Raw genomic sequence first — 26,949 nt, 5'->3', positions numbered from 1 at the left:
CCCCTGCGCTCACCAGAGTCCGCGCACCGCTGCACCAGAAGCACTGCCCATCCCGCCTGAGCTGCCTGCATTAGTGGAGCTCACCGGGCGCAGATCCAGACGCCCGCCTGGGTTGGTGAGCCGAGGGGCCTGCCAACCGGACAGCTGCAGCCCCTGCAAGCCCGTGAACACCCCGCCGGGCTCGAGACCTGCCACCTCGCACTGGCAGAGCATCAATAAATCGAGCTGGTCCGACTCCGCATTGAGATTGCCCTGCACCGGCGTGGTGACCCCGCCCAGCGTGAGCTCACCGCGTAGGTCAATCATCTGGCCCATCGGCACAACACTGGCCAACCGCAGCTCGGCGTTGACGGCCTGGGACTGGCCAAACGACTGATAGCGCCCGCTCCAGTTGAGCGGCATCTCCCGCGCCAAAAGCTGAGCTCTGGCCACAGGATCAAAGGTTTCGGCGCCACCGAGGCCGCTGAGCGACTCACCGCCCAGAATTGACGCAACAGGGGGCGTGAACGGCACAAATGCGTCGCTGGCCAGGGGGGTGGCGGCCATCGCGGCAGACGCCGCCAGGGGCAGAACAGCCAGGGGCAGAGCAGCCAACGGCCAGGCGGCCCGAAGCACGGCGATGGACACGACAAGGGTTACCAACTGATGGGAGGCTAGGACCGTTGCCGAGATCTGGGCCTGCTCCGTGGTCACCCCCGTCCGTCCAAGCGATCCGCACACCGACCGGGATCCGCTCGTGATCGGCGGTCGCCGCTTCCGCAGCCGCCTGATGACCGGCACCGGCAAGTACCCAAGCCTGCAGGCCATGCAAGCCAGCCTGGCCGCCAGCGCCTGCGAGATCGTCACCGTGGCGGTGCGGCGTGTGCAAAGCCAGGCCGCCGGCCATGAAGGCCTGATGGACGCCATCGACTGGACGCGGATCTGGATGCTGCCCAACACCGCCGGCTGTGCCACTGCCGAGGAAGCGATCCGCGTGGCCCGCCTGGGGCGGGAACTGGCCAAGTTGGCCGGCCAGGAAGACAACACGTTTGTGAAGCTGGAAGTAATCCCCGACACGAAGCATCTGCTGCCCGACCCCTTCGGCACCCTTGAGGCGGCCGAGCAACTGGTGAAGGAAGGCTTCACCGTGCTGCCCTACATCAATGCCGATCCGCTGTTGGCCAAGCGGCTGGAGGAGGCGGGCTGCGCCACGGTGATGCCGCTGGGCTCACCGATCGGCTCGGGCCAGGGGATCCGCAACGCCGCCAACATCGCCCTGATCATCGAAAACGCCACGGTGCCGGTGGTGGTGGACGCGGGCATCGGTGTGCCCAGTGAGGCCGCCCAAGCCATGGAAATGGGGGCCGACGCCCTGCTGATCAACAGCGCCATCGCCCTGGCGGGCGATCCCCCTGGCATGGCCCGCGCCATGGCCCTGGCGACGGAAGCTGGTCGCACGGCCTTCCACGCCGGCCGGCTGCCGGTCCGGGGCCAGGCCAGCTCCAGTTCCCCCAGCGCCGGTCGGGTGGGCAGCTGAGCTCCCTGCCGAACGCCTGTAGTAGCTTGCGAGGCAGAGCATCCGCTCGTCCTGCAGGGGTCTGGGGTTTTTCGGAATGAGGTCGGAATGGGGGTTGGGATGAAGGTCTTCGTTCTCGGTGGCGACGGCTTCTGTGGTTGGCCCTGCGCGGTGAACCTCGCCGACGCGGGCCACGAGGTGGTGATCATCGACAACCTCAGCCGCCGCAAGATCGACGTCGACCTGGAGGTCGACTCGCTCACCCCAATCGCCACCATGGGCGACCGCCTCAGGGCCTGGGAGCAGGTGGGCGGCAAGTCGATGCGCTTCGTGCACCTCGACCTGGCCCATGAGTACCAGCGGCTGGTGGATCTGCTGGTGGCCGAGCGCCCCGACTCAGTGGTGCACTTCGCCGAACAGCGGGCCGCGCCCTACTCGATGAAGAGCAGCGCCACCAAGCGCTATACCGTCGACAACAACGTCAACGGCACCCACAACCTGCTGGCCGCCATTGTGGAGAGCGGCCTCGACATCCACATCGTGCACCTGGGCACGATGGGCGTGTACGGCTACGGCTCCCACCGCGGCGCCACCATCCCCGAGGGCTATCTCAAGGTGGAGGTGCCCCAGCCCGACGGCAGCCGCTTCGAGGAGGAGATCCTGCACCCGGCCAGCCCGGGCAGCGTCTATCACATGACCAAGACGCTGGATCAGCTGCTCTTCCTCTACTACAACAAAAACGACCAGATCCGCATCACCGACCTGCACCAGGGGATCGTCTGGGGCACCAACACCGAAGCCACCGAGCGGGATCCGCGCCTCACCAACCGCTTCGACTACGACGGTGACTACGGCACCGTGCTCAACCGCTTCCTGATGCAGGCAGCCATCGGCTACCCGCTCACGGTGCATGGCACCGGCGGCCAGACCCGCGCCTTCATCCACATCCGCGACTCGGTGAAGTGCGTGCAGCTGGCGCTGGAGAACCCGCCAGCCCGGGGCGAACGGGTCAAGATCTTCAACCAGATGACCGAGAGCCACCAGGTGGGTGAACTGGCCCGCAAGGTGGCCGCCCTGACGGGTGCCGAGCTCAACTACCTGCCCAACCCCCGCAATGAGGCCGTCGAAAACGACCTGATCGTCGACAACCGCTGCTTCATCGAGCTGGGCCTCAACCCCACCACCCTCGACGACGGCCTGCTGGCGGAGGTGGTGGATGTGGCCCGCCGCTGGGCCGACCGCTGCGACCGCAGCCGCATCCCCTGCCAGTCCGCCTGGACCCGCACCCAGGCCCAGGCCATCCAAACGGTCTGACGCCGGCCCCCCACCCTTGAAGATCGCCTTTTTCACCGAGACCTTCCTGCCCAAGGTGGACGGCATCGTCACGCGCCTCACCAAGACGGTGCAGCATCTGGTGGCGGCTGGCGATGAGGTGCTGATCTTCTGCCCGGAAGGCGCCCCCGAGACCTACATGGGAGCCCAGGTGGTGGGGGTGCCGGCCATGCCCCTGCCCCTCTACCCCGAGCTGAAACTGGCCCTGCCGCGGCCAGCGGTGGCCGAAGCCCTCGATCGCTTCCAGCCCGACCTTGTGCACGTGGTGAACCCGGCGGTGCTGGGCCTGGGCGGCATCTGGCTGGCGAAAACCAAGGCCTACCCCCTGGTGGCCAGCTATCACACCCACCTGCCGAAGTACCTCGAGCACTACGGCATGGGCATGCTGGAGCCCCTGCTGTGGGAGCTGCTCAAGGCCGCCCACAACCAGGCCCGCCTCAACCTCTGCACCTCCACAGCGATGGTGCAGGAACTAAGCGAGAAGGGCATCCAGCACACCGACCTGTGGCAACGCGGTGTCGACACCGAGCTGTTCCAGCCCTCGCTGCGCTCCGACGCCATGCGGGCACGGCTGCTCAACGGCCAGCGCGACACGGGCAAGCTGCTGCTCTACATCGGCCGCCTCTCGGCCGAGAAGCAGATCGAGCGGATCCGGCCGGTGCTCGACGCCATGCCCGATGCGCGCCTGGCCCTGGTGGGCGACGGCCCCTACCGCCAGCAACTGGAAAAGATCTTTGCCGGCACCCCCACCCATTTCGTCGGCTACCTGGCCGGCCAAGATCTGGCGGCCGCCTACGCCAGCGGTGATGCCTTCCTGTTCCCGTCGAGCACCGAAACCCTGGGGCTGGTGCTGCTCGAAGCCATGGCTGCAGGCTGCCCGGTGGTGGGCGCCAACCGGGGCGGCATTCCCGACATCGTTAGCGACGGGGTGAACGGCTGTCTGTACGAGCCCAACCAGGAGGGCAGCCTGGCCGCGGCCGTGGAACGCCTGCTCGGGGATGCGAGCCAGCGGGCCCAATTGCGCCAGAACGCCCGCGAGGAAGCCGAGCGCTGGGGTTGGGCCGGCGCCACCGAACAGCTGCGCGGCTACTACCGCACGCTGCTGGAGCAGCCGAAACTGCAGCTGGTGGCCTGAATCAGGTTCGGGCGGCCGCGCTGGGCAGGCTGCCTCGGAACCAGGTCGTCATCAGGGCCTTCACCATCGGCACCGCCACGGTGCCGCCATAGCCGCCGGAATTTTCTCCAAAGGCAATGATCACCAAGGTGGGTTTGTCGGCCGGCGCATAGCCGCCGAACCAGGCATGGTCGGGCCGGGGTGGATCCTCGCCGGTGCCGGTCTTGCCCGCCACCGGCGGCAGGCTGGGATCGTTGAGCATGGTGGCGGTGCCGTTGGTCACCACCTGGCGCAACCCATCGCGCAGCACCTGAAGGGTGGCTGGCTTGAGGCCGATCCAGGTGCGTTCGGCGGGGCGCTCCACCAAGTGGGGCGTCACCAGCCAGCCGCCATTGGCCACCGCGGCGTAGAGCCGGGCCATCTGGATCGGGGTCACCTGCAGGGCCCCCTGGCCAATCGCCGAGGTGATGGTGTCGACCGGCGTCCAGCCCTCACCCAGCACCTCCCGTTTCCAGGCCTGATCACCCAGCAGCCCTGGGGTCTCCTCCTCCACCAGCTCCACGCCGGTGACCCGGCCGTAGCCCATGCGACGCGCCGCCTTAAACAGCTCATCGGGGCCGACTTTCAGCCCCACTTGGTAATAGAAGGTGTTGCTGCTCACCGCTAGGGCGAAGGGAAAGCCGATGGCCCCATGGGCGCCATGGTCGCCGTAGCAGAGGCCGGCGTAGCAGAACGAATTCATCGTCATCACCTTGGAATCGGCCGCATAGCGGCCCGATTCCAGCCCCGCCACGGAGGTGACGATCTTGAAGGTGCTGGCGGGGGGGAAGCCCTGGAAGGCGCGGTTGAGCAGGGGCGAATCCGGGGCGTTGAGCTTGGCCCACTGGCTGGAGCTGGGAGCGGGGGAAAAGACGTTGGGATCGAAGCTGGGGCGGCTGGCCAGGGCCCGGATCGCCCCGGTCTGGGGGTCGAGCGCCACGATCGCCCCCTTGCGCACCCCATCGAGGGCCCGCTCCGCCGCTTGCTGCAAGGCCAGATCGAGGGTGAGGCGCAGGTCCTTGCCGGCCCGGGCGGGCTTCTCCCCCAGGATCCGCTGCACCTGGCCCGCCGCATTCACCTCCACCTGCTGGCCACCCCACTCGCCGCGCAGGTGGCGTTCAAACTGCTTCTCCATCCCACTGCGGCCGACCCGATCGCGGATCCGGTAGCCCTTGACCTGTAGCTGGTCGTATTCCTCCTCCGTGATGCCGCTGGTGTAACCCAGCACGTGGGCCGCCAGCCGGCCATGGGGATAGCTGCGCAGGATGTCCACATCCACCTCGGCGCCCGTCAGCCCGTTGGCCTGCTCGCGGAAGCGCAGCACCTGCTCGGGCTTGAGGCCACTGGCCAGGGGGATGCGAAACCCTTCCGCATTGGCGCCGCTGCGGCGCCGCTCCTCCAGCTGGGACGGCGCAACGCCGATCACCGCCGCCAGCCGCTCCCGCAGGGCCGGCCACTGGGCATCGCCCACCTCCCGGGGCTGGATGTAGAGGTTGTAGGTGAGGCGACTGGTGGCCAGCACCTGGCCATGGCGATCCAACAGCCGGCCCCGGATCGGATTGCGGGGCATCAACCGGATCCGGTTTTCATCAGCCCGGGCGCGGTTCTCAGCGCCGTGGGCCAGCTGCAGCCAGGCCAGGCGCGCCACCATGGCGCTGCTGAACAGCACCACCACCACCAGCAACACGGCCGGTTGACGGCCCATGCCGGTGTGGCGCGACGCTGCCGGACCAAACGCCATGCTCAGTTGCTGCCGGCGGCCAAACGCTCTGGGCTGCCGAGCCGCTGCTCCAGCTGCTCCAACCGCTCGGCAATGCGGGCCAACCCGTGCTGCAGCTCCAGGGCGTCCTGGGGATCAGCCGTTTCGGCAGCGACATCGTGCACCTCCACCTTCATCACGGGATTGCCCAGGCCGGGCCGCACACGATCCAGCCCCTGGCGCAGCTCGCTGGCGGCGGGCTCCCCTTCCTGGCGCAACGTGCCGAGGGGATCGGCGGAGCGGCCATCGAAGGCCGCCATCACCTCCTGGGCACCGCCTTTGCGGGCCCGCTCCACCACGGCCAGCCCCACGGGCAGCACGTCCTGCATGAGGGTGAGCCGGAGGGCATCGAGGGGGTCGGTGGCCATGGCGGCGATCCAGGCACAGGGCCTCCAGTCTGACGCGCGCCGGGTCGGCGTTAGGGAGCCGGGCGCTGGATGCCCGGATCGACGATCACCTGGCGGCAATTCTGCTGGCTGCCCCACCACCAGCCTGCCCCCACGGCGATCACCAGCAGCGAGGCCAGCGGCACCAGGGCCTGGCGGGTCACATCCAAGGCCAGCCACTCGCCCCAGGCCCGCAGGGTGCGCTCCCGATCGAAGCGGCGCCGGGCCTTGTCCTCCTCCTGCTGGCGCCGGCGCAGGGAGCGGGCCACCCAGCGCTCAAACGACTTCTTCTTGGTGACCGCCATCTTGCGCTCCACCTCAAGCAGGTGGCCGGCCGTGAGCTCGGGGTTGAAGGTGCTGATCAGCTCCAGGCTCTTGAGAAACATCTCCACGGCGCCATCCTTGGCAGCCCGTTCGGCGTCATCAAGCAACTCCCAGTCGATCTCGGGGTAGAAGCGCGCCCGATTGCTGGCGATCTGATCCTCCATCAACTGACCGGGCTCCCGCAGCCATCGGTCGGTGTTGGCGTCGAAGCGGCGCCAGTAGAGAAAGGGGTTGAGGTAAACCGTTTTCCCACCCAGCACGATGCTGTCCTGCTGCAACCGGCGCTGCATGTCGGGATCCGGGGGTGTCGAGCTGGGGGGCGCGGAGGCGGCAGTCACGACGGCTGGGCTGGGAGCCGATGGTATCGAACGTCGACCGCCGGGGCTACTCCCACCCCCCTACTCCCACTCGATTGTGCCGGGGGGCTTGCTGGTGATGTCGAGCACCACCCGGTTGACGCCCTTCACCTCATTGACGATGCGGTTGGAGATGGTCTCCAGCAGGTCGTAGGGCAGGCGTGACCAATCCGCCGTCATGCCGTCTTCCGACGACACGCAGCGCAGCACGATCGGGAAGGCATAAGTGCGCTTGTCGCCCATCACGCCCACGCTGCGCACCGGCAGCAGCACGGCGAAGGCCTGCCAGATCTCGTTGTAGAGCCCAGCTTCCTTCACCTCCTCACGCACGATCAGGTCGGCATCGCGCAGGATGTTGAGCTTCTCGCTGTTGACCTCGCCCAGAATGCGGATCGCCAGACCCGGCCCCGGGAAGGGGTGGCGGCCGACGATCTCCTCAGGCAGGCCCAGGCTGCGGCCCACCTTGCGCACCTCGTCTTTGAACAGTTTGCGCAGGGGCTCCACCAACTTGAACTGCAGATCCTTGGGCAGGCCGCCCACGTTGTGGTGGCTCTTGATCTTCACCGCCACCCGCTCACCGGTTTTCGGGTCGATGCCCGTGCCCGCGCTCTCGATCACATCGGGATAGAGGGTGCCTTGGGCCAGGTAGTCGAAGGGACCGAGGCGCTTGCTCTCCTCCTCAAAGACGCGAATGAACTCGGTGCCGATCAGCTTGCGCTTCTCCTCCGGATCGGTCACGCCATCGAGCTTGCTGATGAAGCGCTCACGGGCGTTGATGTATTCGACGTTGATGTGGAAACGCTTGTCGAAGAACTCCACCAAAAACTCGGGCTCGCCTTTGCGCATGAAACCCTGGTCGATGAACATGCAGGTGAGCTGATCACCGATCGCCTTGTGCAGCAAAAAGGCGAGGGTGGAGGAGTCGACGCCGCCCGAAAGAGCCAACAGCACCCGCTTGTCGCCCACCTGGGCGCGCACATCGGCGACCGCTTCGTCGATGAAGGCGGCAGTGGTCCAGTCGGCTTCGCATCCACAGATGTGGTACACGAAATTGCGCAACATCGCCATGCCGCAGATGGAGTGCACCACCTCGGGGTGAAACTGCACGCCATACAGCCGGCGCTGGTGATCGGCCACCGCCGCTTCGGGCGTGTTGTCGGTGTGGGCCAGGCGCGCAAACCCCTCCGGCAGGCGCTCCACCGAGTCGCCATGGCTCATCCACATCGTCGAGCCGTCGTCGACGTTGGTGAGCAGATCCACCGGATCATCCACATGCAGCGGCGCCTTGCCGTATTCGGCGCGGCCAGCGGCCACCACCGAGCCGCCCAGCTGCTGCACCATCAGCTGCATGCCGTAACAAACCCCCAGCACCGGAATGCCCAACTCCCAGATGCCGGGGTCGCACACCGGCGCACCCGCCTCGTAAACCGAACTGGGGCCGCCGCTGAGGATGATCCCCTTCGGCGCAATCGCCCGCAGCTCCTCGGCGGTGGTGGTGTAAGCCATCACCAGGGAAAACACTTCCGTTTCCCGCACCCGCCGGGCGATCAGCTCCGAATACTGGGAGCCGAAATCCAGGATCACAATCGCCGGATGGCGCGTCGACTGGGAGGCGGCGTCGAGCCGGGGAGACGCGGTTTGAGACATCGACAACGCTGGGCCCAGGGGCATTCGAACCACACTAGGCGGCGCCCTCAGGCAACACCCCGCAGGGCGGTGAGCAGATCCAGACCCACCGGACCCTCGGCACAGATCTGCCGGGAGCGGTCAAACAGCACGGCCCCCACCGCCATCCCCTCCTGCCCATAGCGGGCCAGATAGCTTCGGCTGCGCCGCTCCACCGCTGCGGCAATGCTCTGGCGAAGCTGGGCGGCCCGGGGCCCATCGCGCTGGGCCAGCTCGGCCAGGGCCGCCTCCACCGTGGGGGCGTCGTGCAGGGCCTGCAAAGCTTCACCGCCCAGGCCCGCCAGGGCCGCCAGAGCTGTGAGCACCTCGGCGCGGCCATCGGCCAGGTGGTGATGGGTGTGGAAGATGCCCCCGGCCAGCTTGATCAGCTTGCCCTGGTAACCAAACAACAACAGCCGCCGCACCCCCGCTTCGGCCGCGGCCACCAACAACGGGCCGAGCCAGTTGCCCGCCTTCACCACCAGCTCGGGCGGCAAGCCCAGTCGCGGGGCCAGATCGAGGCCGTTCTCGCCGATCACCAGCACCAGATCGCCAGCGAACTGCGGAGCTGCCGCTCGCTGGCGCAGCGCCGCCAGAGCCGCCTCCAGCTGATCGGGGGCGGCACTGCGCTGCACCTCGGCCTGGGTGCCGATCAGGGCCAGGCCCTCCACCACCCCGAAGGCGGCGTTGCTGGTGCGCTCCGCCAGACGGCGGCCCTCGGGAATCACCACCTGCAGCTCCAAACGACGCCCCGGCGGCAGCAGGGGACGCAGATTGACCTCCAGCAACTGGCGGGCATAGGTCGACAGACAGGGCTCGCCGCTGGCCTGCAGCACCCCCACGCCCGCGCCGGCCCGCAAGGTGAGCCAGTCGCCGGGCCCCTCCTGCCAACGCAGCAGCACCCACAGGGCCAGGTCGCGGGTGAGATCGAGCACGCCAGGGCCGGGATCGCAGCGGGCGATGGCCAGCACCCAGCCATCCGCCAGGGGGGCAGCCGCCTCCACCGGCACGTGCCGGGGCTCGCTACCAGGTGCACCAGGGGCGGCTGCGGGATTAAGCCAGAGCAGCTGGAGCCGCTCCCAGGGTTCACTGCGCAGGGTCAGCAGGGCTGCCCTCGCCGCCGCCGTGAGCCACACCGGCACGGTGTAGCCCCCGGTGTAACCCCCGGTGAAATCCCCGGCGGTGTTCTGGGGTTGGATCGACTCGGCCAAGGGCCTGGGGAGCACTGTTTTTTATGGTGGTCGATTGTGCGGTCCGCCGCCGCCCGCCGCAGCGCCCCCCTACCCATGCAGGACAAGCTCACCCTGATGATCCCTGGCCCAACCCCGGTGCCGGAAACCGTCCTGCAGGCGATGGGCCGCCACCCGATCGGCCACCGCAGCGCCGACTTTCAGAAGATCGTCAAGCGCACCACCGAGCAGCTGCAGTGGCTGCATCAAACCAGCAGCGACGTGCTGGTGATCACCGGCAGCGGCACCGCCGCCATGGAAGCCGGGATCATCAACGTGCTGAGCAAGGGCGACACGGTGCTCTGCGGCGACAACGGCAAGTTTGGGGAGCGTTGGGTGAAGGTGGCCCAGGCCTATGGCCTGGATGTGCAGGTGATCAAGGCTGAGTGGGGCCAGCCCCTCGATCCCGAGGCCTTCCGCGCTGCCCTGGAGGCCGACACGGCCAAGGCGATCAAGGCGGTGATCCTCACCCACTCGGAAACCTCCACGGGCGTGATCAACGACCTGGAAACCATCGCCAAGCACGTGAAGGCCCATGGCACGGCACTCACGATTGCCGACTGCGTCACCAGCCTCGGCGCCTGCAACGTGCCGATGGATGCCTGGGGCCTCGATGTGATCGGATCCGGCTCCCAGAAGGGCTACATGATGCCGCCGGGCCTGGCCTTCGTGGCCATGAGCGAGCGCGCCTGGGCCGCCTACGAGCGCTCCGACCTGCCGAAGTTCTATCTGGATCTGGGCAAGTACCGCAAATCGGCCAAAGCCGACAGCAACCCATTCACGCCCGCCATCAACCTCTACTTCGCCCTCGAGGCGGCCCTGGAGATGATGCAGGCCGAGGGACTGGAGGCGATCTTTGCCCGCCACAGCCGCCACCGCGCCGCCGCCCAGGCCGGCATGAAGGCCATCGGCCTGCCCCTCTACGCCGCTGAGGGCACGGGCAGCCCCGCCATCACCGCCGTGGCCCCCGAGGGCATCGACGCCGAGGCCCTGCGCAAGGCCGTGAAGGAGAAGTTCGACATCCTGCTGGCCGGCGGCCAGGACCATCTCAAGGGTCACGTGTTTCGCATCGGCCACCTGGGCTTCGTGTGCGATCGCGACGTGCTCACCGCCGTGGCCGCCATCGAAGCCACCCTCGCCGATCTGGGCCTGCACAAGGGCACACCAGGCGCTGGCGTGGCCGCCTGCGCTGCAGCCCTGGCCGGCTGATGTCCTGACCGGGTACATTGGTGAAGTGAAGCAAATTCCAAACGGCTTTACTTCACTTCTGCGGGTGTAATTCAGTGGTAGAATGTCAGCTTCCCAAGCTGAACGTCGCCGGTTCGAGTCCGGTCACCCGCTTCGGTTCGCAAACAGCTTTATTTCGCAGTCGTTAGAAATAGCGCCGGATTCAAGCAACAATCTGATACAAGCAACAAAGCACCTCAGCTCCGGGGCTTGATCAGTTGCAGCACCTGGGGACCCGTTGATGCCATGCGGCGTTCACCGTCCAAAGCCGCCAAAATGAAGCGCGCAGACTGAGCCAGATCCCCCTGTTCAGCCGCGAGCTGAGCCCGGGCCTCATTGTCTCGAATGGCTTGCTTCAGCTGGCCGCGACGCTCGTCAGGAATGGGAGCTGCCGATGGCGATCGCATGGGCGCGGAAAAAATAGCTGTCATCGCAACGCCTGCTGTCAAAAGTTGTCGCCAAGAAGGGCGAACCCCAAAACCGTGGCCTGGATGGGCTCTCAGGCCACGGGATCAGCCATCACGTACCGGGCTCTTCCTGATTGCCACCCAATGCCGCAATTTGATCTCTCAGAGCCTGGGAGCGCTGAAGATCGCCGCGGGTGAGGGCCACAGCCAGGGCAAATTCTAGTTTCTCCAACTGATGCTCTCCCTCACCAGACGAGGGGGGAAATCCAGGGCGAGAAGCTTGGGTGAAACGGCTGGAGGATCCGTGCTGGGAGCCAAGGTGAGACGGACCCGGATGAGAAGCAGTGGGGTAAGCCATGTCCACTTTCTTCCCATTGTGACACCGCTGGCCAGCCCCCGTGTTCAAGCTGCCGTCGCGTAGGACACGTCCTCGGCCGGCTCTGCCATCTCGAGCAGAGCGCGGCAGTCGAGCAACAACCGCTCCACATTGTCGAGACTGCTGATCTCCTGCGGATCCCGTTCGACCTGGCGATCCAGTTGCAGCTCCAGGGCTTCCAGGCGCTGCTCCAACTTCACCAACCGCTGCGACAGGGCATGCACGGTGTGGGCCAGATCTTCAGCGTTGCGGCTGATGCGGAAGGACACGGACTCAGAAACCACGGTGCAACGAGCAGAGGAACCGATGACAACACACCCAGCCGCCACGGCCAAGACCAAGCCAAGACCAGACTGCTGCTCCAGGGCTCGACCCAGGCCGGGCCGATCGATACGTTGGGGCCAGGTTGTTCGACGTTGCCCCCAGCCATGGCTCTGAGCCTGTCTTCTCCGCTGTGTCCTCGGCTGCGCCGGGCCCTGCTCCGCGTGGGCCTGATCAGCGCCCTTGGTGGTGCGGGACTGGGCCTCGGTGGCCTGCCCGTTCGGGCCCAGACAGCGGAAAACAACACCGCTGCCGCCAACGCCGGGCCCGGTGGCAAGGGCGCCCAGATCTATTGCTTCATGCGCAACAGCGGCAACAACCATCAGGTGAGCTGGGATGCGGCCTATGCCGTGATCAAGCGCCAGAGCGACAAGCTGTTCAAGACCTCGCCGGAGCACGCCGCGGTGATGATCACCGAAGCGGTGGTCCAGAACCCCAGTGTCTTTCCCGACTGCGGCCGGTATCTCGGTGACCTGTTCACAAAGCCCGAACCCAAGCCAGAGGCCAGCACCAACACGGCCCCCAGCGGCGTCACCCGCAGCGATCGACTCGGGCAATAGGTCGGCCCATGACCCATGGCGGCGCATCAGCCTGGCCGGCCTGAGCGGGCTGCTGCTCCTGGCCACGGGCTGTGCGGAGGAACCCCTGCCCCAGCGGCAGGTGCGCAGCGATGACTGTCTCCAGGCCGTGCAGCTCGACCAGCTGGCCGAGCAGATCCGCCGCTGCGACGCCGTGGTGGCCGCCTTCCCAACCAACCCCGCCCCGCTGAACGACCGCTATTTGCTGCACAGCCTGGCGGGCAACGAGGTGGCAGCCTGCGCCGACATCGCCCGGGCGGCAGCCCTGGCCCGCGCGCTGCCGGCCAACCGCCTCGACCCCCAGCTGCGCACCGATCTGACCTTGCGCCAGGAGCTTTGCCGGGAACCACGCCCCGGCCGCTGAAACCATTACCAGCGATCGATCAGATCGCGCACCATGGCCGGCAAATTGCGGCGCTCGAGCTGATGGGGGCGGCGCTGCAACAACAGGGCAATGCGCTCGGCCTTGCTGGCGATCAAGCCATCCACCAACTGATCGGCCACCCCCAACTGCAACCAGTGGCTGGTCAGGGCGGCTCCCATGCCGATGCGGTGGCAGCGATCTTCGGCCTGCTCCGCATCACCCGGCGTCCAGGGGCGCTCCACCAACACCACATGCCGGGCCCGATGCAGCGTGAAGCCCAGCCCGCCGGTGCCATAGGTGGCAATCAGCAGGGGGTGATCGCCCCGTTGAAAGGCATCCACCTGCGCCTGCCGCTGGGCCGGCGGCAGGGCCCCGGTGAGCAGTGCACTGGCGGCGAAACGGCGATGCAGCAACTGGGCGGTGGCCACGAAAGCGGTGAACACCACCACCGCCTCGCCCTGGGCCAGCAACGACGCCACCAACGAGCAGGTGGCCGGCAGCTTGTAGTCGGAGCCGATCTGGCGCAGGGCCGTCAGCACCGCCAACACCTCGGCATCGCGGCGCACCTCACCGCTAGCTGCTCGGCGGCGGTAGTCGTCCACCTTGATCTGCAGGCGGTGTTGAAAGCCACGGGCCTGGAGGTCGTCCAACGCCACAGGCCACAGCTGCCGGTGCTTGGGGGGCAGATCGAGACAATCCTGCTTGCGCCGATGCAGCACCAGGGGCCGAACCAGCCGCTGCAGCTCCTCGAGATGGCTGGCGCCACTGGCCTGCCAGAGGCGGCGTCCCCCCTGCTCGCGCCAGTGGCCCTGACAGAACACCTCCTCGAAGGACCGTTGGTCGCGGGCCAGGGGATGGCCGATGGCGGCCAGCAGTGGAAACAGCTGGGCCGGCCGGCCATTTTTCATCGGAGTCCCCGTCAGCAGCCAGATGGCCCGCAAGCGGGGGTGACGGGCCAACCGCAACAGCCCCTGGCTGCGTCGGGTCTGGCCGTTCTGGGCGTAATGGGCCTCGTCTGCAATCAGCACGGTGCCAGCCGGGGGCAGCGCCTGCGGCAGGCGCGCCCAGCTGTGCAGCTCCAGCCGCAGGCCGAGGGCCGCCGCCTCGCTCTGCCAATGGCCATGCAGACCAACCGGGGCAATCACCAGGATGCGGCAATCCGCCAGCCGCACCATCGCCCGGGCTGCCGCCAGAGCGGAGAGGGTCTTGCCGAGGCCCATGGCGTCCGCCAGCACCGCCCCACGCCGGGCCAGCAACCACCGCACCGCCGCCCGCTGGTGGGCAAACAGCTGACGACCATCCGGCAAGGGCCGCTGCAGATCGGCCGCCGCCACCAGCTGCCGGTGGAGTGGCAGAGGGGGCAGCGGTTGCTCCATCCAGGCCAGCCACTGGGCCAGTTCGGGCTCCACGGGGAAGCGGCCCGCCAGCACCCGCTGCAGCGCTGGGGCGGCCTCCAGGGGAAAGTGCCAACAGCGCTGCCGGCCCGACCAGACGCCCCGGGGGCGAATCGCCCGCAACTGGGCCTGGGTCACCGCGTCGTAGGGACTGACCACCTCGATCTGGCCCGTCGCCCCCAACCGCAGCAGACAGCGCATCCGCGGAAGTGCAACCCTCGACACATTGACAGCCCAGACGCTGGGGGCAAACTGCCGCCAACCGAGACGCGCCGATGCAGGCCAGGGATGCGGTTTTCCTTGAAGATCTCTGCCCCAAGTTGCGCGTCAGACGCTGGCGCCAATCCCTGCATTACGCCACCGACCAACGCTGCATCTATTGCGGCGAGCGGTCGGAATCCATCGACCACGTGCATCCCCAAAGCCGGGGCGGTCTGAGCGTGACCGAAAACTGTGTACCGGCCTGCCTGGCCTGCAACGGCCACAAAGGCGACGCCGACGCCTTTGAGTGGTATCGCCGCCAGCCCTTCTACGACCCGCGCCGCGCCATGGCCATCCGGGCCTGGACCGACGGAGATCTGCGCCTAGCCCTACGCCTGTTGCAGTGGGCCCATCCCGACCAGCCCCAGGCGGCTCCAGGGCCTCACCAAACGCGACAGGCGTCCACCCCGTTGTGGCGCTGGCAGATGGCTTCCTGATCCTGGGGCCGCTCGGGGGCCAGCACCACCGCCACCACCAGCAACACCGCGGCCAGGGCCGCCGGGACCATGACACCCGAAGCAGCAGGACGCGACGGGGAGGCGGACAACGGCCCAGACTGGCTGCGCAGGGAACGGGAGACCCGGGCGATGCGGGGACGGGAGAGGGAAGCCGGAGTCAGAGAAGTGGGAGCGAGAGAAGCTGTCATGGCGAGCATTGCAAAGCGTTGATACAGATGTACTCATGACGCGGGAGCTTGTCAAGTCCGAGCGGCGGTTGCTGGTGATTGGCGGTGGCTACACCGGTGTGCGTCTCGCCAGGGCAGCCCGCCAGCAGGGCATGGCGGTCAAGCTGACCAGCCGTCAACCGCGCCCAGACGCGGGCGGCCTGGCCTGGCTCCCCTTCAACAGCGATCCCGAAGCGCTCGTCCTGCCGCCAGCCGCAGCCCTGGCCGACACCACCGACGTGGTGGTGTCGGTGCCCCCGGAGCCGGGCTTGGGCGATCCGGTGCTGCGGCTGCTGGGGCCGATGCTGCGGGAGCTGCCACTGCAGTGGCTGGGCTACCTCTCCACCACCGGCGTCTATGGCAACACCGGCGGGGCCTGGGTGGACGAAACCGCCCCCACCCCCGCCCGAGCCGGCCGCAGCCTGCTCCGCCTCGAGGCGGAGCAGGCCTGGTTGGCCAGTGGGCTGCCTGTGCAGCTGTTCCGCTTGCCGGCGATCTACGGCCCCGGCCGCTCGCCGTTTGCGGCCCTACGGGCCGGCCAGAGCCGCCTGATCCACAAGCCCGGCCAGGTGTTTTCGCGCGTGCACGTGGATGACATCGTCGGCTGCCTGCTGCATTGCCTCAACCTGCCGCTGGAGCAACGCCCGCCTGTGGTCAACGTGGCCGACGACTGCCCCTGCCCCTCCAGCGAGACCCTGGGCTACGCCGCCCACCTGCTGGGGCAAACCCTGCCGCCGATGGAGCGCTACGACACCATTGCCGCCAGCATGAGCCCCATGGCCCGCAGCTTCTGGGCCGAAAACCGGAGAGCCAGCAACCAGCTGCTGCGCCAGAGCCTCGGCTACGTGCTGCGCTACCCCAGCTACCGGGAGGGCTACCGAGCCTGCCTGGCCGAGGAAGGGGCGGCAGGAGCGGCTGAAGGCCGGGGGGGCGGGCAGTCCCCCAGATCACCAGGATCCGCCACATAGGGCAAGCCCAGGTCGCCCAGCAAGCGACCCCAGCGCAGCTCAAGCCAGCCCTTGCTGAATCCCGTCCCCAGACCCAGCACCAACCCCCCCAGCACCAACCAGCGCAGCATGGGCTCGTCCACCAGCAGCCAGGCCCCATCCAACCCCAGGCCCGTCCGGCTGGCCATTGCCTTGGGGGATCCCGCCGGCATCGGCGCCGAGGTGACCCTCAAAGCCCTGGCCCATCCTGAATGGTGCTCAGCCGAGGCCCGCCAGCCCCTGCTGGTGGGCTGTCGCCGCTGGCTGGAAACCAGCTACCAGCAATTGCGCCGCCACGCAGCTGCCAGCAACGGCCTCGAACCGCTGCGGGATCCCGCTGAGCTCGAGATCATCGACAGGCCCCTGGCGGAGGCCTGCCGGCCTGGCCTCAGCACGCCGGCCTGCGGAGACGCCAGCTTCGCCTGGCTCACCGACGCCGTCGAGCTGGTGCAAAGCGGTCGCTGCCAGGCCCTGGTCACCGCGCCGATCGCCAAGGCCAGCTGGCACGCCGCGGGTCACACCTACCCAGGCCAGACCGAGCGGCTGGCCGAACTGACGGGCAGCCCGGAGGCCTCGATGCTGTTCACCGCCCTGGCGCCCGTAGGCCAGTGGCGCCTGAACACCCTGCTGGCCACCACCCACATCCCCCTGGCCGCCGTGCCCCTGCAGCTCAATGCAGCCCTGGTGCAGCGCAAGCTCGATGCCCTGCTGGCCTTCTGCCAGCGCTTCAGCGCCTCCCCCCACCTGGTGGTGGCCGGGCTTAATCCCCATGCGGGGGAGGTGGGTCAACTGGGCGGCGAAGAATCCACCTGGCTGGAAGCGGCCCTGGACGCCTGGCGCCAGCGGCATCCCCAGGTGCGGCTGGAGGGGCCGCTGCCGCCCGACACCTGCTGGCTCAGCGCAGCAAGCGCCTGGAGGGGCTCAGGCTCGGGACCGGATGGGTACCTGGCGCTGTATCACGACCAAGGCCTGATTCCGGTGAAGCTGCTGGCCTTTGATGCGGCGGTGAACACCACCCTGGGCCTGCCATTTCTGCGGACCTCGCCGGATCACGGCACCGGCTTCGCCATCGCCGGCCAGGGCCTGGCCCGGGCCGACAGCATGACGGCAGCCCTGCGCACGGCCCGGGATCTGGGCTGAGGATTTAAGCGCAACCGATCAGGCCGGCCGCACCCGCATCAGCACCTGTCCAAATTCCACTGGGGTGCCGTTTTCCACCAGGATTTCGACAACCTCGCCACCCACCTCCGACTCGAGCTCGTTCATGAGCTTCATCGCCTCGAGGATGCAGACGGTTTGGCCCACCTTGATGCGAGCACCCACCTCCACGAACGGAGGCTCGCCAGGAGCCGCGGCCCGATAGAACGTCGCCACCATCGGAGCCGTGACCTCCAGCAGATCGCCGCGGCTGGCCGCGGCGGGCGGAGGCGGGGCTGAAGGGGTGGCGGGCAGGGGAGCGGCCGCGGGCAGTGACATCGCTTGGGGAGGAGCCGCTGCGGCCTGAACCACCGCCGCCGGTGCCACGCCGGGGAGATTGCGACGCACCTCCAGACGGAAATCGTCGCCCTCGAGCTTTAATTCCTGGATGTCACTGTCTCCCAGAAGGGCCAGGAGCTGGTGTAGCTGGTCTTGGTTGAGCTGCATGGCGATCAGTTCTCCCGACCGAGGTAGCTGTCGGTGCGCGTGTCGATCTTGATCTTCTCGCCGATCGAGAGGAACAGGGGCACCATCACCTGAGCTCCGGTTTCGACAATGGCGGGCTTGGTACCGCCGGTGGCGGTGTCGCCCTTGACGCCTGGATCGGTCTGGGTGATCTCGAGCACCACCGAGTTGGGAAGCTCCACCTCGAGAGGCTTGCCGTTCCACGCCACCACGTTCACCTCCATGCCCTCTTTGAGGTACTTGCGGCTGTCACCGATTTGCTTGGCGGTGAGCCGGGTTTCCTCATAGGTGCCCATGTCCATGAACACGTAGTCGTCGCCCTCCATGTAGGTGTGCTGGAGGGTGCTCTTCTCGAGCACGGCCTGGGGCAGCATCTCGCCCGCCCGGAAGGTCTTTTCCACAACGTTGCCGCTCTGCACCGCCTTGAGCTTGGTGCGCACGAAAGCCGATCCCTTGCCGGGCTTCACGTGCAAAAACTCAACGACCCTCCAGACCTGGCCATCCAGCTCAATTGAAGTACCAGTGCGAAAGTCGTTGCTGGAGATCATTCCGGCAGTTCAGATCTGAGCGATTGTACGGCTGGCTACCAGAGCGGGCCCGACGCCGGGCCGGGCATCCCGAGGGCTGGAGAGTTGTGCCAAAGTCCGCTCAACAACACAGCATTGCCATGGCACGGCGCCAATCCGGGTGGACGCATCGGTCCGGATGGGCGCCTCTATGGGCCGGCCTGATCAGCCTGATGGTGCTCCTGACGCTGTCAGCCCCCGCCGCCTGGGCAGCCCTGCCCCAGGGCAATGCCGTCACCGATCCGGCGGCTTTGCTGCGCAATGCCCTGCCGATCCAGGCCCCCGACCTGCAGGATCTCCAGCACCGGCTGGAGAGCACCAGCGACGACCTCCGGGCCAAGCGCTGGCCAGCCCTGAACAGCACGGTGCGGCGCTGCGGCTCCCTGCTCGGCACCCGCAAGGCCGCCATCCTGGAGGGCTTCTCCAACGACACCAGACCCCAGGCCGCCACCCTGCTCGACCAGCTGGAAGACCAGCTGCAGGTGCTCGCCGCGGCCGCCGAACAGCAGGAACGCGATCCCTTCCTGGCCGCCCGCCGCGATGCCCTCGCCACGATAGGGGACGCGGAAGACCTGCTGGTGGGCCCCTTCCCCTTTGAGATTCCAGCCGAATTTGCTGGTCTGCCGCGGCTGCTGGGCCGGGCCACCGTGCAGCTCACCACCACCAAGGGCGACCTCACCACCGTGGTGGACGGCTACAACGCGCCCCTGACCGCCGGCGCCTTCGTGGATCTGGTGCAGCGCGGCTTCTACGACGGCCTGCCCTTCATCCGCGCCGAAGACTTTTACGTGCTGCAAACCGGTGATCCAGCCGGCCCGGAAGACGGATTCATCGACCCCAACACCAAATCCGAGCGCCGAGTCCCCTTGGAGATCAAGGTTCCCGGTCAGCCGGCGCCCTTCTACAACGAGACCTTCGAAGACCTGGGCCTGTTCAAGGCTGCCCCGGAGCTGCCCTTCTCGACCAAGGGCACCCTCGGTTGGGCCCACTCCGACGAAGTGCTCGACGATGGTTCCTCCCAGTTCTTCCTGTTTCTGTTCGAACCGGAACTGACCCCCGCCGGCCTCAATCTGATCGATGGCCGCTACGCCGCCTTTGGCTATGTGGTGGATGGCTTTGACGTGCTCGAGGAACTCACCGCCGATGACGGGATCGTCAAAGCTCGGGTGCTGGCAGGTGGCGAAAACCTCAAGCCCCAAGGCTGAAACGAACGGGCATGAAAAACCCGCCCTGTGGGGCGGCTTTGAACCAGAGCTGATCGGCTCAACTCACTTCCAGTTCTTGGCAACGATTTCGGCGAGATCGACAACGCGCTGGCTGTAACCCCATTCGTTGTCATACCAGGCGATGACTTTGACCATATTGCCGCCCATCACCAGGGTGAGAAGAGAATCGATGATCGTGGATTCATCAGTGCCACCGTGGTCGCTTGACACCAGGGGCAGATCGCAGTACTTGATGATGCCCTTCATGGACGTTTCCGATGCCGCCTTGAGCACAGCGTTCACTTCATCCTTGGTGGTGTCGCGGCTGATATCGAGCACCATGTCGACCACCGACACGTTGGGGGTTGGCACCCGCATGGCAATGCCGCTGAGCTTGCCCTTGATCGGCGGGTAGACCAACGCCACAGCCTGGGCGGCCCCGGTGCTGGTGGGCACGATGTTCACCGCAGCAGCACGGGCACGGCGCAGGTCGCGGTGGGCCGCATCCAAAATGCGTTGGTCGCCGGTATAGCTGTGGGTGGTGGTCATCGTGCCCTTGATGATGCCGAACTCCTGGTCCAGCACCTTGATGACGGGAGCCATGCAGTTGGTGGTACAGCTGGCATTGCTGAGGATGTCCCAGTCTTCGTGGCGGTATTGATCAGCGTTGACGCCGACAACAAAAGTGCCGACTTTGGCTCCCTTACCGGGAGCCGTGAGAATCACCTTCTTGGCACCAGCTTCAAAGTGCTTGCTGGCTCCCACATCGTCGTTGAACACGCCGGTGGACTCGATCACCAGATCGACGCCCCATTCCTTCCAAGGAAGGTTGGCAGGGTTGCGGTCGTAGAAGGTTTTGATCGTCTTGCCGTTGACAACGATCGTGTCTTGGGTCGTGGTGACGTCAACGCCCCGCAGGGGGCCCAGCATCGAGTCGTACTTGAGCAGGTGGGCGTTGGTGTTGGTGTCACCGGAGCCATTGATGCCCACTAGTTCGATGCCGGTATTGGCCCCACGGCTCAGCCAGCAGCGCGTGAAGTTGCGACCGATCCGGCCAAATCCATTGATCGCAACGCGCAAAGTCATGGCCGAAAACGGCAAAAGCCGCTAGCGAAGGTGGTTTTGGCTGCAGATCATACAGAAATTGATCCGCTCTCCCCTCTTGCAAACGGGGCGTTCACGACGGACCATGCACAGACGCGCAGCATCTCGTAAAGGTTTACGGGCCGTTGTCGGCTTAGTTTCGTGCTCACCGAAGCCCTGAACCGGAGTTGCCCTTGGCACCCCTGCTCGATCGCCACCAGCCGCTTCATTTCATCGGGGTTGGCGGCATCGGCATGTCGGCCCTGGCTGGGATCCTGGCGGAACGGGGCTATGCGGTAAGCGGCTCGGATCCCCGCGATCACGCCGTGCTCGACCGCCTGCGCCGGCTGGGCGTGCGGGTGTTCCTCGAGCAGAGCGCCGCCACCGTGGCTGCAATCCGCAGCGGCACCTCCGTCGCTCCCCGGGTGGTGATCAGCTCCGCCGTTCCGGAGACCAATCCGGAGCTGGTCGAAGCCCGTCGCGTGGGGCTGGCCATCTGCCATCGCTCCGATGTGCTGGCCGCCCTGATCAACAGCCAGGCTTCGATCGCCGTGGCTGGCAGCCATGGCAAAACCACCACCAGCTCTCTGGTGGCCACGCTGTTGGCCGCCACCCACCACGACCCCACCGCCGTGATCGGTGGCATCGTGCCCGCCTTCAGCAGCAATGGCCGCCATGGGCAAGGGCGCCTGCTGGTGGCCGAAGCTGATGAATCAGATGGATCGCTGGTGAAATTCCGCGCCTCCCTGGGCGTGCTCACCAACGTTGAGCTTGATCACACCGACCACTACCCCGACCTCGAGGCCCTGATCCATACCCTGCAGCGGTTTGCCGGCAACACCGAGCGACTGCTGGCCAACCGGGACTGTCCGATCCTGCGGGAACGGTTCAAACCGGCGCACTGGTGGTCGATCGAAACGTCTGAAGGGGTCTCGTTTGCCGCGATTGCCCGCGAAGAGCGTGGGGACGGCACCGTGGCCGACTTCTACGAAGACGGCGTCGCGGTGGGCTGCTTCGAGCTGCCCCTGCCCGGCCGCCACAACCTCAGCAATGCTGTCGCCGCCATGGCCGCCTGCCGGCTGGAGGGGGTGTCGTTTGCCGAGCTGCGCCAGGCCGTCGCCGCCCTGAAAACCCCCGGGCGTCGCTTTGATTTCCGCGGGCTCTGGGAAGGCCGGCTGGTGGTCGACGACTATGCCCACCATCCCAGCGAAGTGGCGGCCACCCTGGCCATGGCCCGCCTGATGGTGACGAGCGGATGCAGCTCCCTGCCAGTGGCGCCTCGGCGTGTGGTGGCGGTGTTTCAGCCCCATCGCTACAGCCGCACAGCCCAGTTTCTGGAGGGCTTCGCCGCGGCCCTCAGCGAGGCCGATTCCGTGCTGATCGCGCCCCTCTACGCGGCCGGTGAGGCCCCGATCCCGGGCATCAGCAGCGCGGCGGTGGCTGACGCTGTGCGCAAACGGGCGCCGCAGCTGCCGGTTCAAGTGGCCGGCAGCCTCGAGGAACTGGCAGCCCAGCTGGCCAGCGCCAGCCGCGAGGGCGACCTGGTGCTGGCGATGGGGGCAGGCGATGTCAACAGCCTCTGGGATCGCCTCGGCCAATGGCAACCAGGTGCTCATGGCAGCACGGCCGACGCGGACACCGCCCTGGCGGCCTGACCCCATGGTTGCGGCCTCCAGCTGCCCTCCCGCGCTGCGCCAGGCCGTGGCGCTGCACGCCTTCACCACCTGGAAAGTGGGGGGCCCGGCCGAGTGGTTCGCCGAACCTGGCACCCAGGACGAGCTGATCGCTCTGGCGACCTGGGCCCAGATCCAGGGCCTGCCCCTGCGTTGCATCGGCGCCGGCTCCAACCTGCTGATCGCCGATGCCGGGCTGCCGGGCCTCACCCTCTGCAACCGCCGCCTGCAAGGCAGCCGGCTTGAGGCCAGCAGCGGCCTGGTGGAGGCGGAGGCCGGCGAGCCGATTCCCAGCCTGGCGCGCAAGGCAGCCCGCCTGGGGCTCAGCGGGCTGGAGTGGGCCGTGGGCATCCCCGGCACCGTGGGGGGGGCTGTGGTGATGAATGCGGGAGCCCAGGGTGGCTGCACCGCCGACTGGCTGCGGACGGTACGCGTACTGGATCCCGCCCAACCCGAAACGCCCTTCGAACTGCCGGCCGACGAGCTGGCGTTCGCCTACCGCCACAGCCGCCTCCAGGCCGAATCCTGGATCGTGCTGTCGGCCTGCTTCCAGCTGGAGCCCGGCCACGATCCCGTGGCGATCACGGCGCGCACCAGCGCCAACCTGCACAGCCGCACCAGCACCCAGCCCTACCAGCAACCCAGTTGCGGCAGTGTGTTTCGCAACCCAGAACCGCACAAAGCCGGGCGCCTGATCGAGGAGCTGGGGCTCAAGGGGCTGCAAATCGGTGAGGCCCAGGTGTCGCCGATCCATGCCAATTTCATCGTCAACACGGGCCAGGCCACCGCCGCCGACATCGATGCCCTGATCCTGGAGGTGCAACATCGGGTGATGGCCAGCCACGGCATCGCCCTTCACCCGGAAGTGAAACGGCTGGGCTTCCAGCCAGCCCCCTAGCCGACCCTTAGCCTGCAACAAACACCTCCCTTGGCATGGCTGGCTTCGGACTCCCCAACTTCGGTCAGCTGACCGAGGCCTTCAAGAAGGCCCAGGAACTCCAGCAGAACGCCCAGAAGCTCCAGGAGGAGCTCGATGGCATGGAACTGGAAGGCCGCAGCAGCGATGGCCGAGCCAGCGTCTGGCTCTCCGGCAACCAGCAGCCCCTGCGGGTGCAGCTGGCGCCGGAGCTGGTGGCCGAAGGGGCCGCAGCCAGCGAGGCCGCTGTGCTCGAAGCCCTGAAGGCGGCCTATGAGCTCTCCACCGGCACCATGAAGGGCCGGATGGAAGAGCTCACCGGCGGTCTCAATCTCAATTTGCCGGGTCTGGGGGGCTGAGCTCGCCGCTGGGGTCTGCACCGTCTTCGGCACCAGATTCCCCGTCTGATTCGTGGTCTGATTCCTGGTCTGATTCCCCGTCGAGCAGTTGCTGGCGCTGACGACGCCGGGAAAACTGACGCAAGCCTGGAGCCAAGCGCGGCTCCAACCCCTGCCCGCGACGACGCAGACCGGGCTCCACGGACCGGCCCTGGCTGCGGCCGGCCCGCTCGCCCTCCAGCACCAGATCGGCCAGGCATTGGCCATACAACCCGTACCGCTCCCAGTCGCAGCCCACGGCACAGCCCGGATCACCCTGGTGCAGGCAGTTGCTGAACCGACAGGACGTGGAACGGAGCCGCTGCCGGATCTCTGGGAACAAGGCCCCCAGGGCGGCGGGATCAGCGGGTAGGCACGGACGGTTGAAGCCGGGCGTATCGGCCAACAGGGCCCCGGGCGCCAGGGGGAAGAGCTCCACATGGCGGGTGGTATGCCGCCCCCGCTGCAGCCGCCCCGATACCGCCGCCACCCGCAGACCCAACTCCGGGCAAAGCCCGTTGAGCACGCTGCTTTTGCCCACCCCGGAGGGGCCACAGAACACGGAAATGCCCGGCTGGGCCAGCCGCTGCTGCAGCCGCTCCAGGCCCTGGCCGGTGCGGGTGGACACCGCCAGGGCCTCGTAACCCCAGGCGCTGGCCCGTTGGCACCAGTCGTCGGCCACATCAGGGGGCACCAGATCGGCCTTGGAGAACACCAACACCACCGGCCGGCCCGTGGCCTCGGCGGTGAGCAGGAAGCGGGTGAGTTGCAGGGGGTCGAGCGCGGGCTCAGCCAAGGCCACCACCACCACCACCCGCGCCACATTGGCCACCGCGGGCCGCTCCAACAGGCCGTTGCGGGGCTCCAGGGCCGCCACGGCCCCACGGCCTGCCGACCAATCGATGCCGTCAACCCGAACCCGATCGCCCACGGCGATGGTCTGGCCACTCTTGCCCAGCCGGGTGCGGCGGGTGCACAGCAACCGGCTTACGCCACTCGGGCCCGCTCGCTCCAGCTCGACCCAGCAGTAATTGGCCAGCAGGGCCACCACCAACCCGGGTTCGCTGTGCCCAGGTTCAGCCCCCATGGCGCCGGATCAGCAGCCGCACCGCCCCGTCCTGGTCCGGATGGGGCTGGGAGTCAACCACGTGGCCGGCACTCTCCAAGCCCTGGGTCACCAGCTGCTGGGGCTCGCCGGCTTCGAGATCCACCTGGAGCCAGCTGCCAGGGGCAACCTGCTCCAGGGTGAGCTTGGTGCGAATGAAGTTGAGCGGGCAGGGGGTGCCCCGCAGGTCGAGCTGGGCGGCCGTTTCGTCATCAGCGCACCCCGGCGTCAACCGAACAAGCCTCCAAACAGGCCACTCTTGTGGGGGTGTTTCTGACCCTTGCTGGTGTGGTGCCCGGCCAGCTGCTCCAGCAACTCCCGTTCCTCGCTGTTGAGCTTGGTGGGCAACTGCACCTTGATGCTCACCAGATGGTTGCCGCGGGCCACGGGATTGCCGAGCTTGGGCACCCCCTTGCCCTGCAGGGTGAGCACGGCGCCAGGCTGGGTGCCGGCTGGAATCTCCAGTTGCTCCTGGCCATCGACCGTGGTCACCTCGATGGTGTCGCCCAGGATGGCCTGGAGGTAATTGAGGGTGACCTCGGAGTGGATGTGGATGCCATCGCGGCGCAAGCCGGAGGCCGACTGCACACTCAGGAACACATACAGATCGCCGGCCGGGCCACCCCGCTGGCCGGCGTTGCCTTCATTGGCGACCCGCAGCCGTGTGCCCGAATCGACGCCGGCGGGGATGTTGATCCGCAGCTTCTTGCGCACCTGCTGGAGCCCCTGGCCGCCGCAGGCGCTGCAGGGGTCGGCGATCACCTGACCTGAGCCTTCACAGGTGGGACAGGCCGCCACCTGGGTGAAGCTGCCGAAGGGAGTGCGGGTGGCGCGCCGCACCTGACCGGCGCCACCGCAGGTGCCGCAGCTGGTGGGACCGCTGCCCGCCTTCGCACCGGAGCCCTGGCAGGTGGTGCAGGTTTCGAGATGGCGGATCTGCACCTCCTTCTCGATGCCGAACACGGCCTCCTGGAAGCTGATGCTGAGATCGAGGCGCAGGTCGTCGCCCTGCCGGGGCCCTCGGCGCCGGGGGCCCGACGCACCGGGGGAGGCACCGCCAAAACCGCTGAAAAAGGTTTCAAACAGATCGGCGAAGCCGCCCATGTCGCCCATGTCGGGCATGCCACCGCCGCCGCCCAGGCCCGCCTCACCAAACTGGTCGTAGCGAGCGCGGGTCTGGGGATCGCTCAGCACCTCATAGGCCCGGCCGATCTCCTTGAATTTGTCCTCAGCGCCCGGATCCTTGTTGACATCCGGGTGGTACTGACGCGCCAGACGCCGGTAAGCCCGCTTGAGGGTGTCGGGATCAGCATCGCGGGCGATGCCCAGCAGGTCGTAGTAGTCGGCCATCAGCCGCCTTGCTCCTCAACCGGGCCGCTCTCCGAAACGGTCGCTGCACCAGCATCGGCCGGACCAGGGCCCATCGACACCTTGACCAGGGCATGCCGCAGCACCCGGCCATTGAGGTGGTAACCACGCTGCAACTCCTCGATCACCACATCTTCCGGGTGGGCGTCGCTCGGTTCGCGCAGCACCGCTTCGTGCAGGCTGGGGTCGAAGGGCTCACCCTCCACCCGCATCGGCGAGACGCCGAGCAGCTTGAACACATCCACCAACTGCTTGTAGAGGCCCTGGTAGCTGCGGTGCAGGCTTTGGGCCTCCTCATGCTGGGGGTTGAGCTGCTGACGGGCTCGATCGAAGTTGTCGACCACCGGCAGGATTTCGCCGAGCGTTGAACAGGTGATCTGCAGGCGCAGGTCCTCGCTGTCACGGCTCTGACGCTTGCGGAAGTTGTCAAAGTCGGCCGCCAGCCGCATGTACTGGCCATTGAGGGCCTCGTGCTCGGTCTTCAGTGTTGCCAGCTGGACCTCGAGCTGGGCGGCCCGGTCCAAACCAGTGGCCTCAGCTCCATCAGTCTGATCAGCGTCCACGGCCTGTTCTGAGGCACTCCCCGGGCTGGGCGGGGTCTCGATGGATTCGCCGGGATGGGAGACCTCGGCTCCCGGATTGCTATCACCGCTCATCGAGGTGTCCCCGCTCATGGCTGACATGGTCAGACTTTGTTTCTAGACATGTTGAAGCTCA

30 protein-coding genes and 1 tRNA gene are annotated in these 26,949 nt (G+C 67.3%); 14 read left to right on the top strand and 17 right to left on the bottom strand.

Going from position 1 to position 26,949, the window contains the following annotated elements; genetic code table 11:
- Nucleotides 1-9: 9 nt before the first annotated feature.
- Nucleotides 10-627, bottom strand: a complete 618-nt coding sequence (locus KBY70_RS10025) for a hypothetical protein (protein ID WP_254988399.1) — start codon at nt 625-627, stop codon at nt 10-12.
- 58 nt (nt 628-685) lie between these two features.
- On the opposite strand from KBY70_RS10025, the gene KBY70_RS10020 reads away from it, so the two are divergent.
- The 3 genes from KBY70_RS10020 to KBY70_RS10010 all read left to right on the top strand — a co-directional run bounded on the left by KBY70_RS10020 (nt 686) and on the right by KBY70_RS10010 (nt 3,962).
- Nucleotides 686-1,516, top strand: coding sequence for a thiazole synthase (locus KBY70_RS10020; protein ID WP_315859730.1), 831 nt, complete (start codon nt 686-688; stop codon nt 1,514-1,516).
- Between the two features lie 99 nt (nt 1,517-1,615).
- Nucleotides 1,616-2,809 (top strand): NAD-dependent epimerase/dehydratase family protein, encoded by a 1,194-nt coding sequence (locus KBY70_RS10015; protein ID WP_254988398.1) that lies wholly within the window; start codon nt 1,616-1,618, stop codon nt 2,807-2,809.
- Nucleotides 2,810-2,825: 16 nt separating this feature from the next.
- Nucleotides 2,826-3,962 carry a glycosyltransferase family 4 protein gene (locus tag KBY70_RS10010; RefSeq protein ID WP_254988397.1) on the top strand — a complete coding sequence of 379 codons (1,137 nt, stop codon included), beginning with the start codon at nt 2,826-2,828 and terminating at the stop codon, nt 3,960-3,962.
- 1 nt (nt 3,963) lies between these two features.
- Here the strand turns inward: KBY70_RS10010 and mrdA are convergent, their stop codons facing one another.
- From mrdA to cbiD, 5 genes are all read right to left on the bottom strand, one after another.
- Nucleotides 3,964-5,721 (bottom strand): penicillin-binding protein 2, encoded by a 1,758-nt coding sequence (gene mrdA, locus KBY70_RS10005; protein ID WP_254988396.1) that lies wholly within the window; start codon nt 5,719-5,721, stop codon nt 3,964-3,966.
- 2 nt (nt 5,722-5,723) lie between these two features.
- Nucleotides 5,724-6,107, bottom strand: coding sequence for a hypothetical protein (locus KBY70_RS10000; protein ID WP_094558989.1), 384 nt, complete (start codon nt 6,105-6,107; stop codon nt 5,724-5,726).
- 50 nt (nt 6,108-6,157) lie between these two features.
- Nucleotides 6,158-6,739: a hypothetical protein gene (locus KBY70_RS09995; RefSeq protein ID WP_094558988.1), complete on the bottom strand. Its 582-nt coding sequence runs from the start codon at nt 6,737-6,739 to the stop codon at nt 6,158-6,160.
- Nucleotides 6,740-6,847: 108 nt separating this feature from the next.
- Nucleotides 6,848-8,452 carry a glutamine-hydrolyzing GMP synthase gene (gene guaA / locus KBY70_RS09990; protein WP_254988439.1) on the bottom strand — a complete coding sequence of 535 codons (1,605 nt, stop codon included), beginning with the start codon at nt 8,450-8,452 and terminating at the stop codon, nt 6,848-6,850.
- A 47-nt stretch (nt 8,453-8,499) separates the two neighbouring features.
- Nucleotides 8,500-9,681, bottom strand: a complete 1,182-nt coding sequence (gene cbiD, locus KBY70_RS09985; protein WP_254988395.1) for a cobalt-precorrin-5B (C(1))-methyltransferase CbiD — start codon at nt 9,679-9,681, stop codon at nt 8,500-8,502.
- A gap of 75 nt (nt 9,682-9,756) precedes the next feature.
- On the opposite strand from cbiD, the gene KBY70_RS09980 reads away from it, so the two are divergent.
- The gene (locus KBY70_RS09980) at nt 9,757-10,908 is read left to right on the top strand and encodes a pyridoxal-phosphate-dependent aminotransferase family protein (protein WP_254988394.1); all 1,152 of its coding nucleotides are present in this window, start codon (nt 9,757-9,759) and stop codon (nt 10,906-10,908) included.
- 60 nt (nt 10,909-10,968) lie between these two features.
- Nucleotides 10,969-11,040 (top strand) — tRNA-Gly (locus tag KBY70_RS09975).
- A gap of 405 nt (nt 11,041-11,445) precedes the next feature.
- On the opposite strand, the gene KBY70_RS14570 is transcribed toward KBY70_RS09975, so the two are convergent.
- Together KBY70_RS14570 and KBY70_RS09970 are read right to left on the bottom strand one after the other, a co-directional pair.
- A complete protein-coding gene (locus tag KBY70_RS14570; protein ID WP_369802005.1) occupies nt 11,446-11,691 on the bottom strand; it encodes a hypothetical protein in 246 nt (81 codons plus the stop codon).
- 44 nt (nt 11,692-11,735) lie between these two features.
- Nucleotides 11,736-11,993 (bottom strand): hypothetical protein, encoded by a 258-nt coding sequence (locus tag KBY70_RS09970; protein WP_094558984.1) that lies wholly within the window; start codon nt 11,991-11,993, stop codon nt 11,736-11,738.
- 144 nt (nt 11,994-12,137) lie between these two features.
- Between KBY70_RS09970 and KBY70_RS09965 the strand changes: the two genes are divergently transcribed.
- Both KBY70_RS09965 and KBY70_RS09960 read left to right on the top strand, forming a co-directional pair.
- Complete coding sequence (locus KBY70_RS09965; RefSeq protein WP_233128383.1) at nt 12,138-12,590, top strand: DUF6554 family protein; 453 nt, start codon at nt 12,138-12,140, stop codon at nt 12,588-12,590.
- Nucleotides 12,591-12,690: 100 nt separating this feature from the next.
- On the top strand, nt 12,691-12,972 hold the full coding sequence (locus tag KBY70_RS09960) for a hypothetical protein (RefSeq protein WP_094558983.1): 282 nt from the start codon (nt 12,691-12,693) through the stop codon (nt 12,970-12,972).
- A 5-nt stretch (nt 12,973-12,977) separates the two neighbouring features.
- On the opposite strand, the gene KBY70_RS09955 is transcribed toward KBY70_RS09960, so the two are convergent.
- Complete coding sequence (locus tag KBY70_RS09955; RefSeq protein ID WP_254988393.1) at nt 12,978-14,567, bottom strand: DEAD/DEAH box helicase; 1,590 nt, start codon at nt 14,565-14,567, stop codon at nt 12,978-12,980.
- Between the two features lie 74 nt (nt 14,568-14,641).
- Here KBY70_RS09955 and KBY70_RS09950 point away from each other — a divergent pair, with 74 nt between their 5' ends.
- A complete protein-coding gene (locus KBY70_RS09950) occupies nt 14,642-15,064 on the top strand; it encodes an HNH endonuclease (protein ID WP_094558981.1) in 423 nt (140 codons plus the stop codon).
- Here KBY70_RS09950 and KBY70_RS09945 read toward each other — a convergent pair.
- Nucleotides 15,010-15,273 carry a hypothetical protein gene (locus KBY70_RS09945; protein ID WP_143592817.1) on the bottom strand — a complete coding sequence of 88 codons (264 nt, stop codon included), beginning with the start codon at nt 15,271-15,273 and terminating at the stop codon, nt 15,010-15,012. The two genes, KBY70_RS09950 and KBY70_RS09945, sit on opposite strands and share 55 nt — an antisense overlap.
- A 35-nt stretch (nt 15,274-15,308) precedes the next feature.
- On the opposite strand from KBY70_RS09945, the gene KBY70_RS09940 reads away from it, so the two are divergent.
- The gene (locus tag KBY70_RS09940) at nt 15,309-16,259 is read left to right on the top strand and encodes an SDR family oxidoreductase (RefSeq protein ID WP_254988392.1); all 951 of its coding nucleotides are present in this window, start codon (nt 15,309-15,311) and stop codon (nt 16,257-16,259) included.
- Nucleotides 16,260-16,367: 108 nt separating this feature from the next.
- Complete coding sequence (gene pdxA / locus KBY70_RS09935) at nt 16,368-17,417, top strand: 4-hydroxythreonine-4-phosphate dehydrogenase PdxA (protein ID WP_254988438.1); 1,050 nt, start codon at nt 16,368-16,370, stop codon at nt 17,415-17,417.
- A gap of 18 nt (nt 17,418-17,435) precedes the next feature.
- Here the strand turns inward: pdxA and accB are convergent, their stop codons facing one another.
- Both accB and efp read right to left on the bottom strand, forming a co-directional pair.
- Nucleotides 17,436-17,921, bottom strand: coding sequence for an acetyl-CoA carboxylase biotin carboxyl carrier protein (gene accB, locus KBY70_RS09930; protein ID WP_094558978.1), 486 nt, complete (start codon nt 17,919-17,921; stop codon nt 17,436-17,438).
- Between the two features lie 5 nt (nt 17,922-17,926).
- Nucleotides 17,927-18,487, bottom strand: a complete 561-nt coding sequence (efp, locus tag KBY70_RS09925; protein WP_094558977.1) for an elongation factor P — start codon at nt 18,485-18,487, stop codon at nt 17,927-17,929.
- Between the two features lie 191 nt (nt 18,488-18,678).
- Between efp and KBY70_RS09920 the strand changes: the two genes are divergently transcribed.
- Entirely contained in the window at nt 18,679-19,710 is a 1,032-nt protein-coding gene (locus KBY70_RS09920; RefSeq protein WP_254988391.1) for a peptidylprolyl isomerase, read from the top strand.
- Between the two features lie 63 nt (nt 19,711-19,773).
- Here the strand turns inward: KBY70_RS09920 and gap are convergent, their stop codons facing one another.
- On the bottom strand, nt 19,774-20,796 hold the full coding sequence (gene gap / locus KBY70_RS09915; RefSeq protein WP_094559209.1) for a type I glyceraldehyde-3-phosphate dehydrogenase: 1,023 nt from the start codon (nt 20,794-20,796) through the stop codon (nt 19,774-19,776).
- Nucleotides 20,797-20,987: 191 nt separating this feature from the next.
- On the opposite strand from gap, the gene murC reads away from it, so the two are divergent.
- Genes murC through KBY70_RS09900 form a run of 3 tightly spaced genes read left to right on the top strand, consistent with a single transcriptional unit; the run spans nt 20,988 to nt 23,741 of the window.
- Nucleotides 20,988-22,448, top strand: a complete 1,461-nt coding sequence (gene murC / locus KBY70_RS09910; RefSeq protein WP_094559208.1) for a UDP-N-acetylmuramate--L-alanine ligase — start codon at nt 20,988-20,990, stop codon at nt 22,446-22,448.
- Nucleotides 22,449-22,452: 4 nt separating this feature from the next.
- The gene (gene murB / locus KBY70_RS09905) at nt 22,453-23,364 is read left to right on the top strand and encodes a UDP-N-acetylmuramate dehydrogenase (protein WP_094558975.1); all 912 of its coding nucleotides are present in this window, start codon (nt 22,453-22,455) and stop codon (nt 23,362-23,364) included.
- Nucleotides 23,365-23,399: 35 nt separating this feature from the next.
- Nucleotides 23,400-23,741: a YbaB/EbfC family nucleoid-associated protein gene (locus KBY70_RS09900; protein WP_254988390.1), complete on the top strand. Its 342-nt coding sequence runs from the start codon at nt 23,400-23,402 to the stop codon at nt 23,739-23,741.
- On the opposite strand, the gene rsgA is transcribed toward KBY70_RS09900, so the two are convergent.
- The 4 genes from rsgA to grpE are packed head-to-tail and all read right to left on the bottom strand — an operon-like array spanning nt 23,716 to nt 26,906.
- Nucleotides 23,716-24,846, bottom strand: a complete 1,131-nt coding sequence (gene rsgA / locus KBY70_RS09895; protein WP_254988389.1) for a ribosome small subunit-dependent GTPase A — start codon at nt 24,844-24,846, stop codon at nt 23,716-23,718. The genes KBY70_RS09900 and rsgA overlap by 26 nt on opposite strands.
- A complete protein-coding gene (locus KBY70_RS09890) occupies nt 24,836-25,096 on the bottom strand; it encodes a sulfurtransferase TusA family protein (RefSeq protein ID WP_254988386.1) in 261 nt (86 codons plus the stop codon). Before KBY70_RS09890 ends, rsgA begins: the two co-directional genes overlap by 11 nt.
- Entirely contained in the window at nt 25,093-26,214 is a 1,122-nt protein-coding gene (dnaJ, locus tag KBY70_RS09885) for a molecular chaperone DnaJ (protein ID WP_094558972.1), read from the bottom strand. The genes KBY70_RS09890 and dnaJ overlap by 4 nt, the downstream gene beginning before the upstream one ends.
- The gene (gene grpE, locus KBY70_RS09880; protein ID WP_094558971.1) at nt 26,214-26,906 is read right to left on the bottom strand and encodes a nucleotide exchange factor GrpE; all 693 of its coding nucleotides are present in this window, start codon (nt 26,904-26,906) and stop codon (nt 26,214-26,216) included. Before grpE ends, dnaJ begins: the two co-directional genes overlap by 1 nt.
- Between the last annotated feature and the right edge of the window lie 43 nt (nt 26,907-26,949).

It is taken from the genome of Cyanobium sp. ATX 6E8 (assembly GCF_024346335.1).
GTDB lineage: Bacteria > Cyanobacteriota > Cyanobacteriia > PCC-6307 > Cyanobiaceae > Cyanobium_A.
The sequence above is the reverse complement of the archived record's forward strand: the minus strand, read 5'-3'. Positions and strand labels throughout refer to the sequence as shown.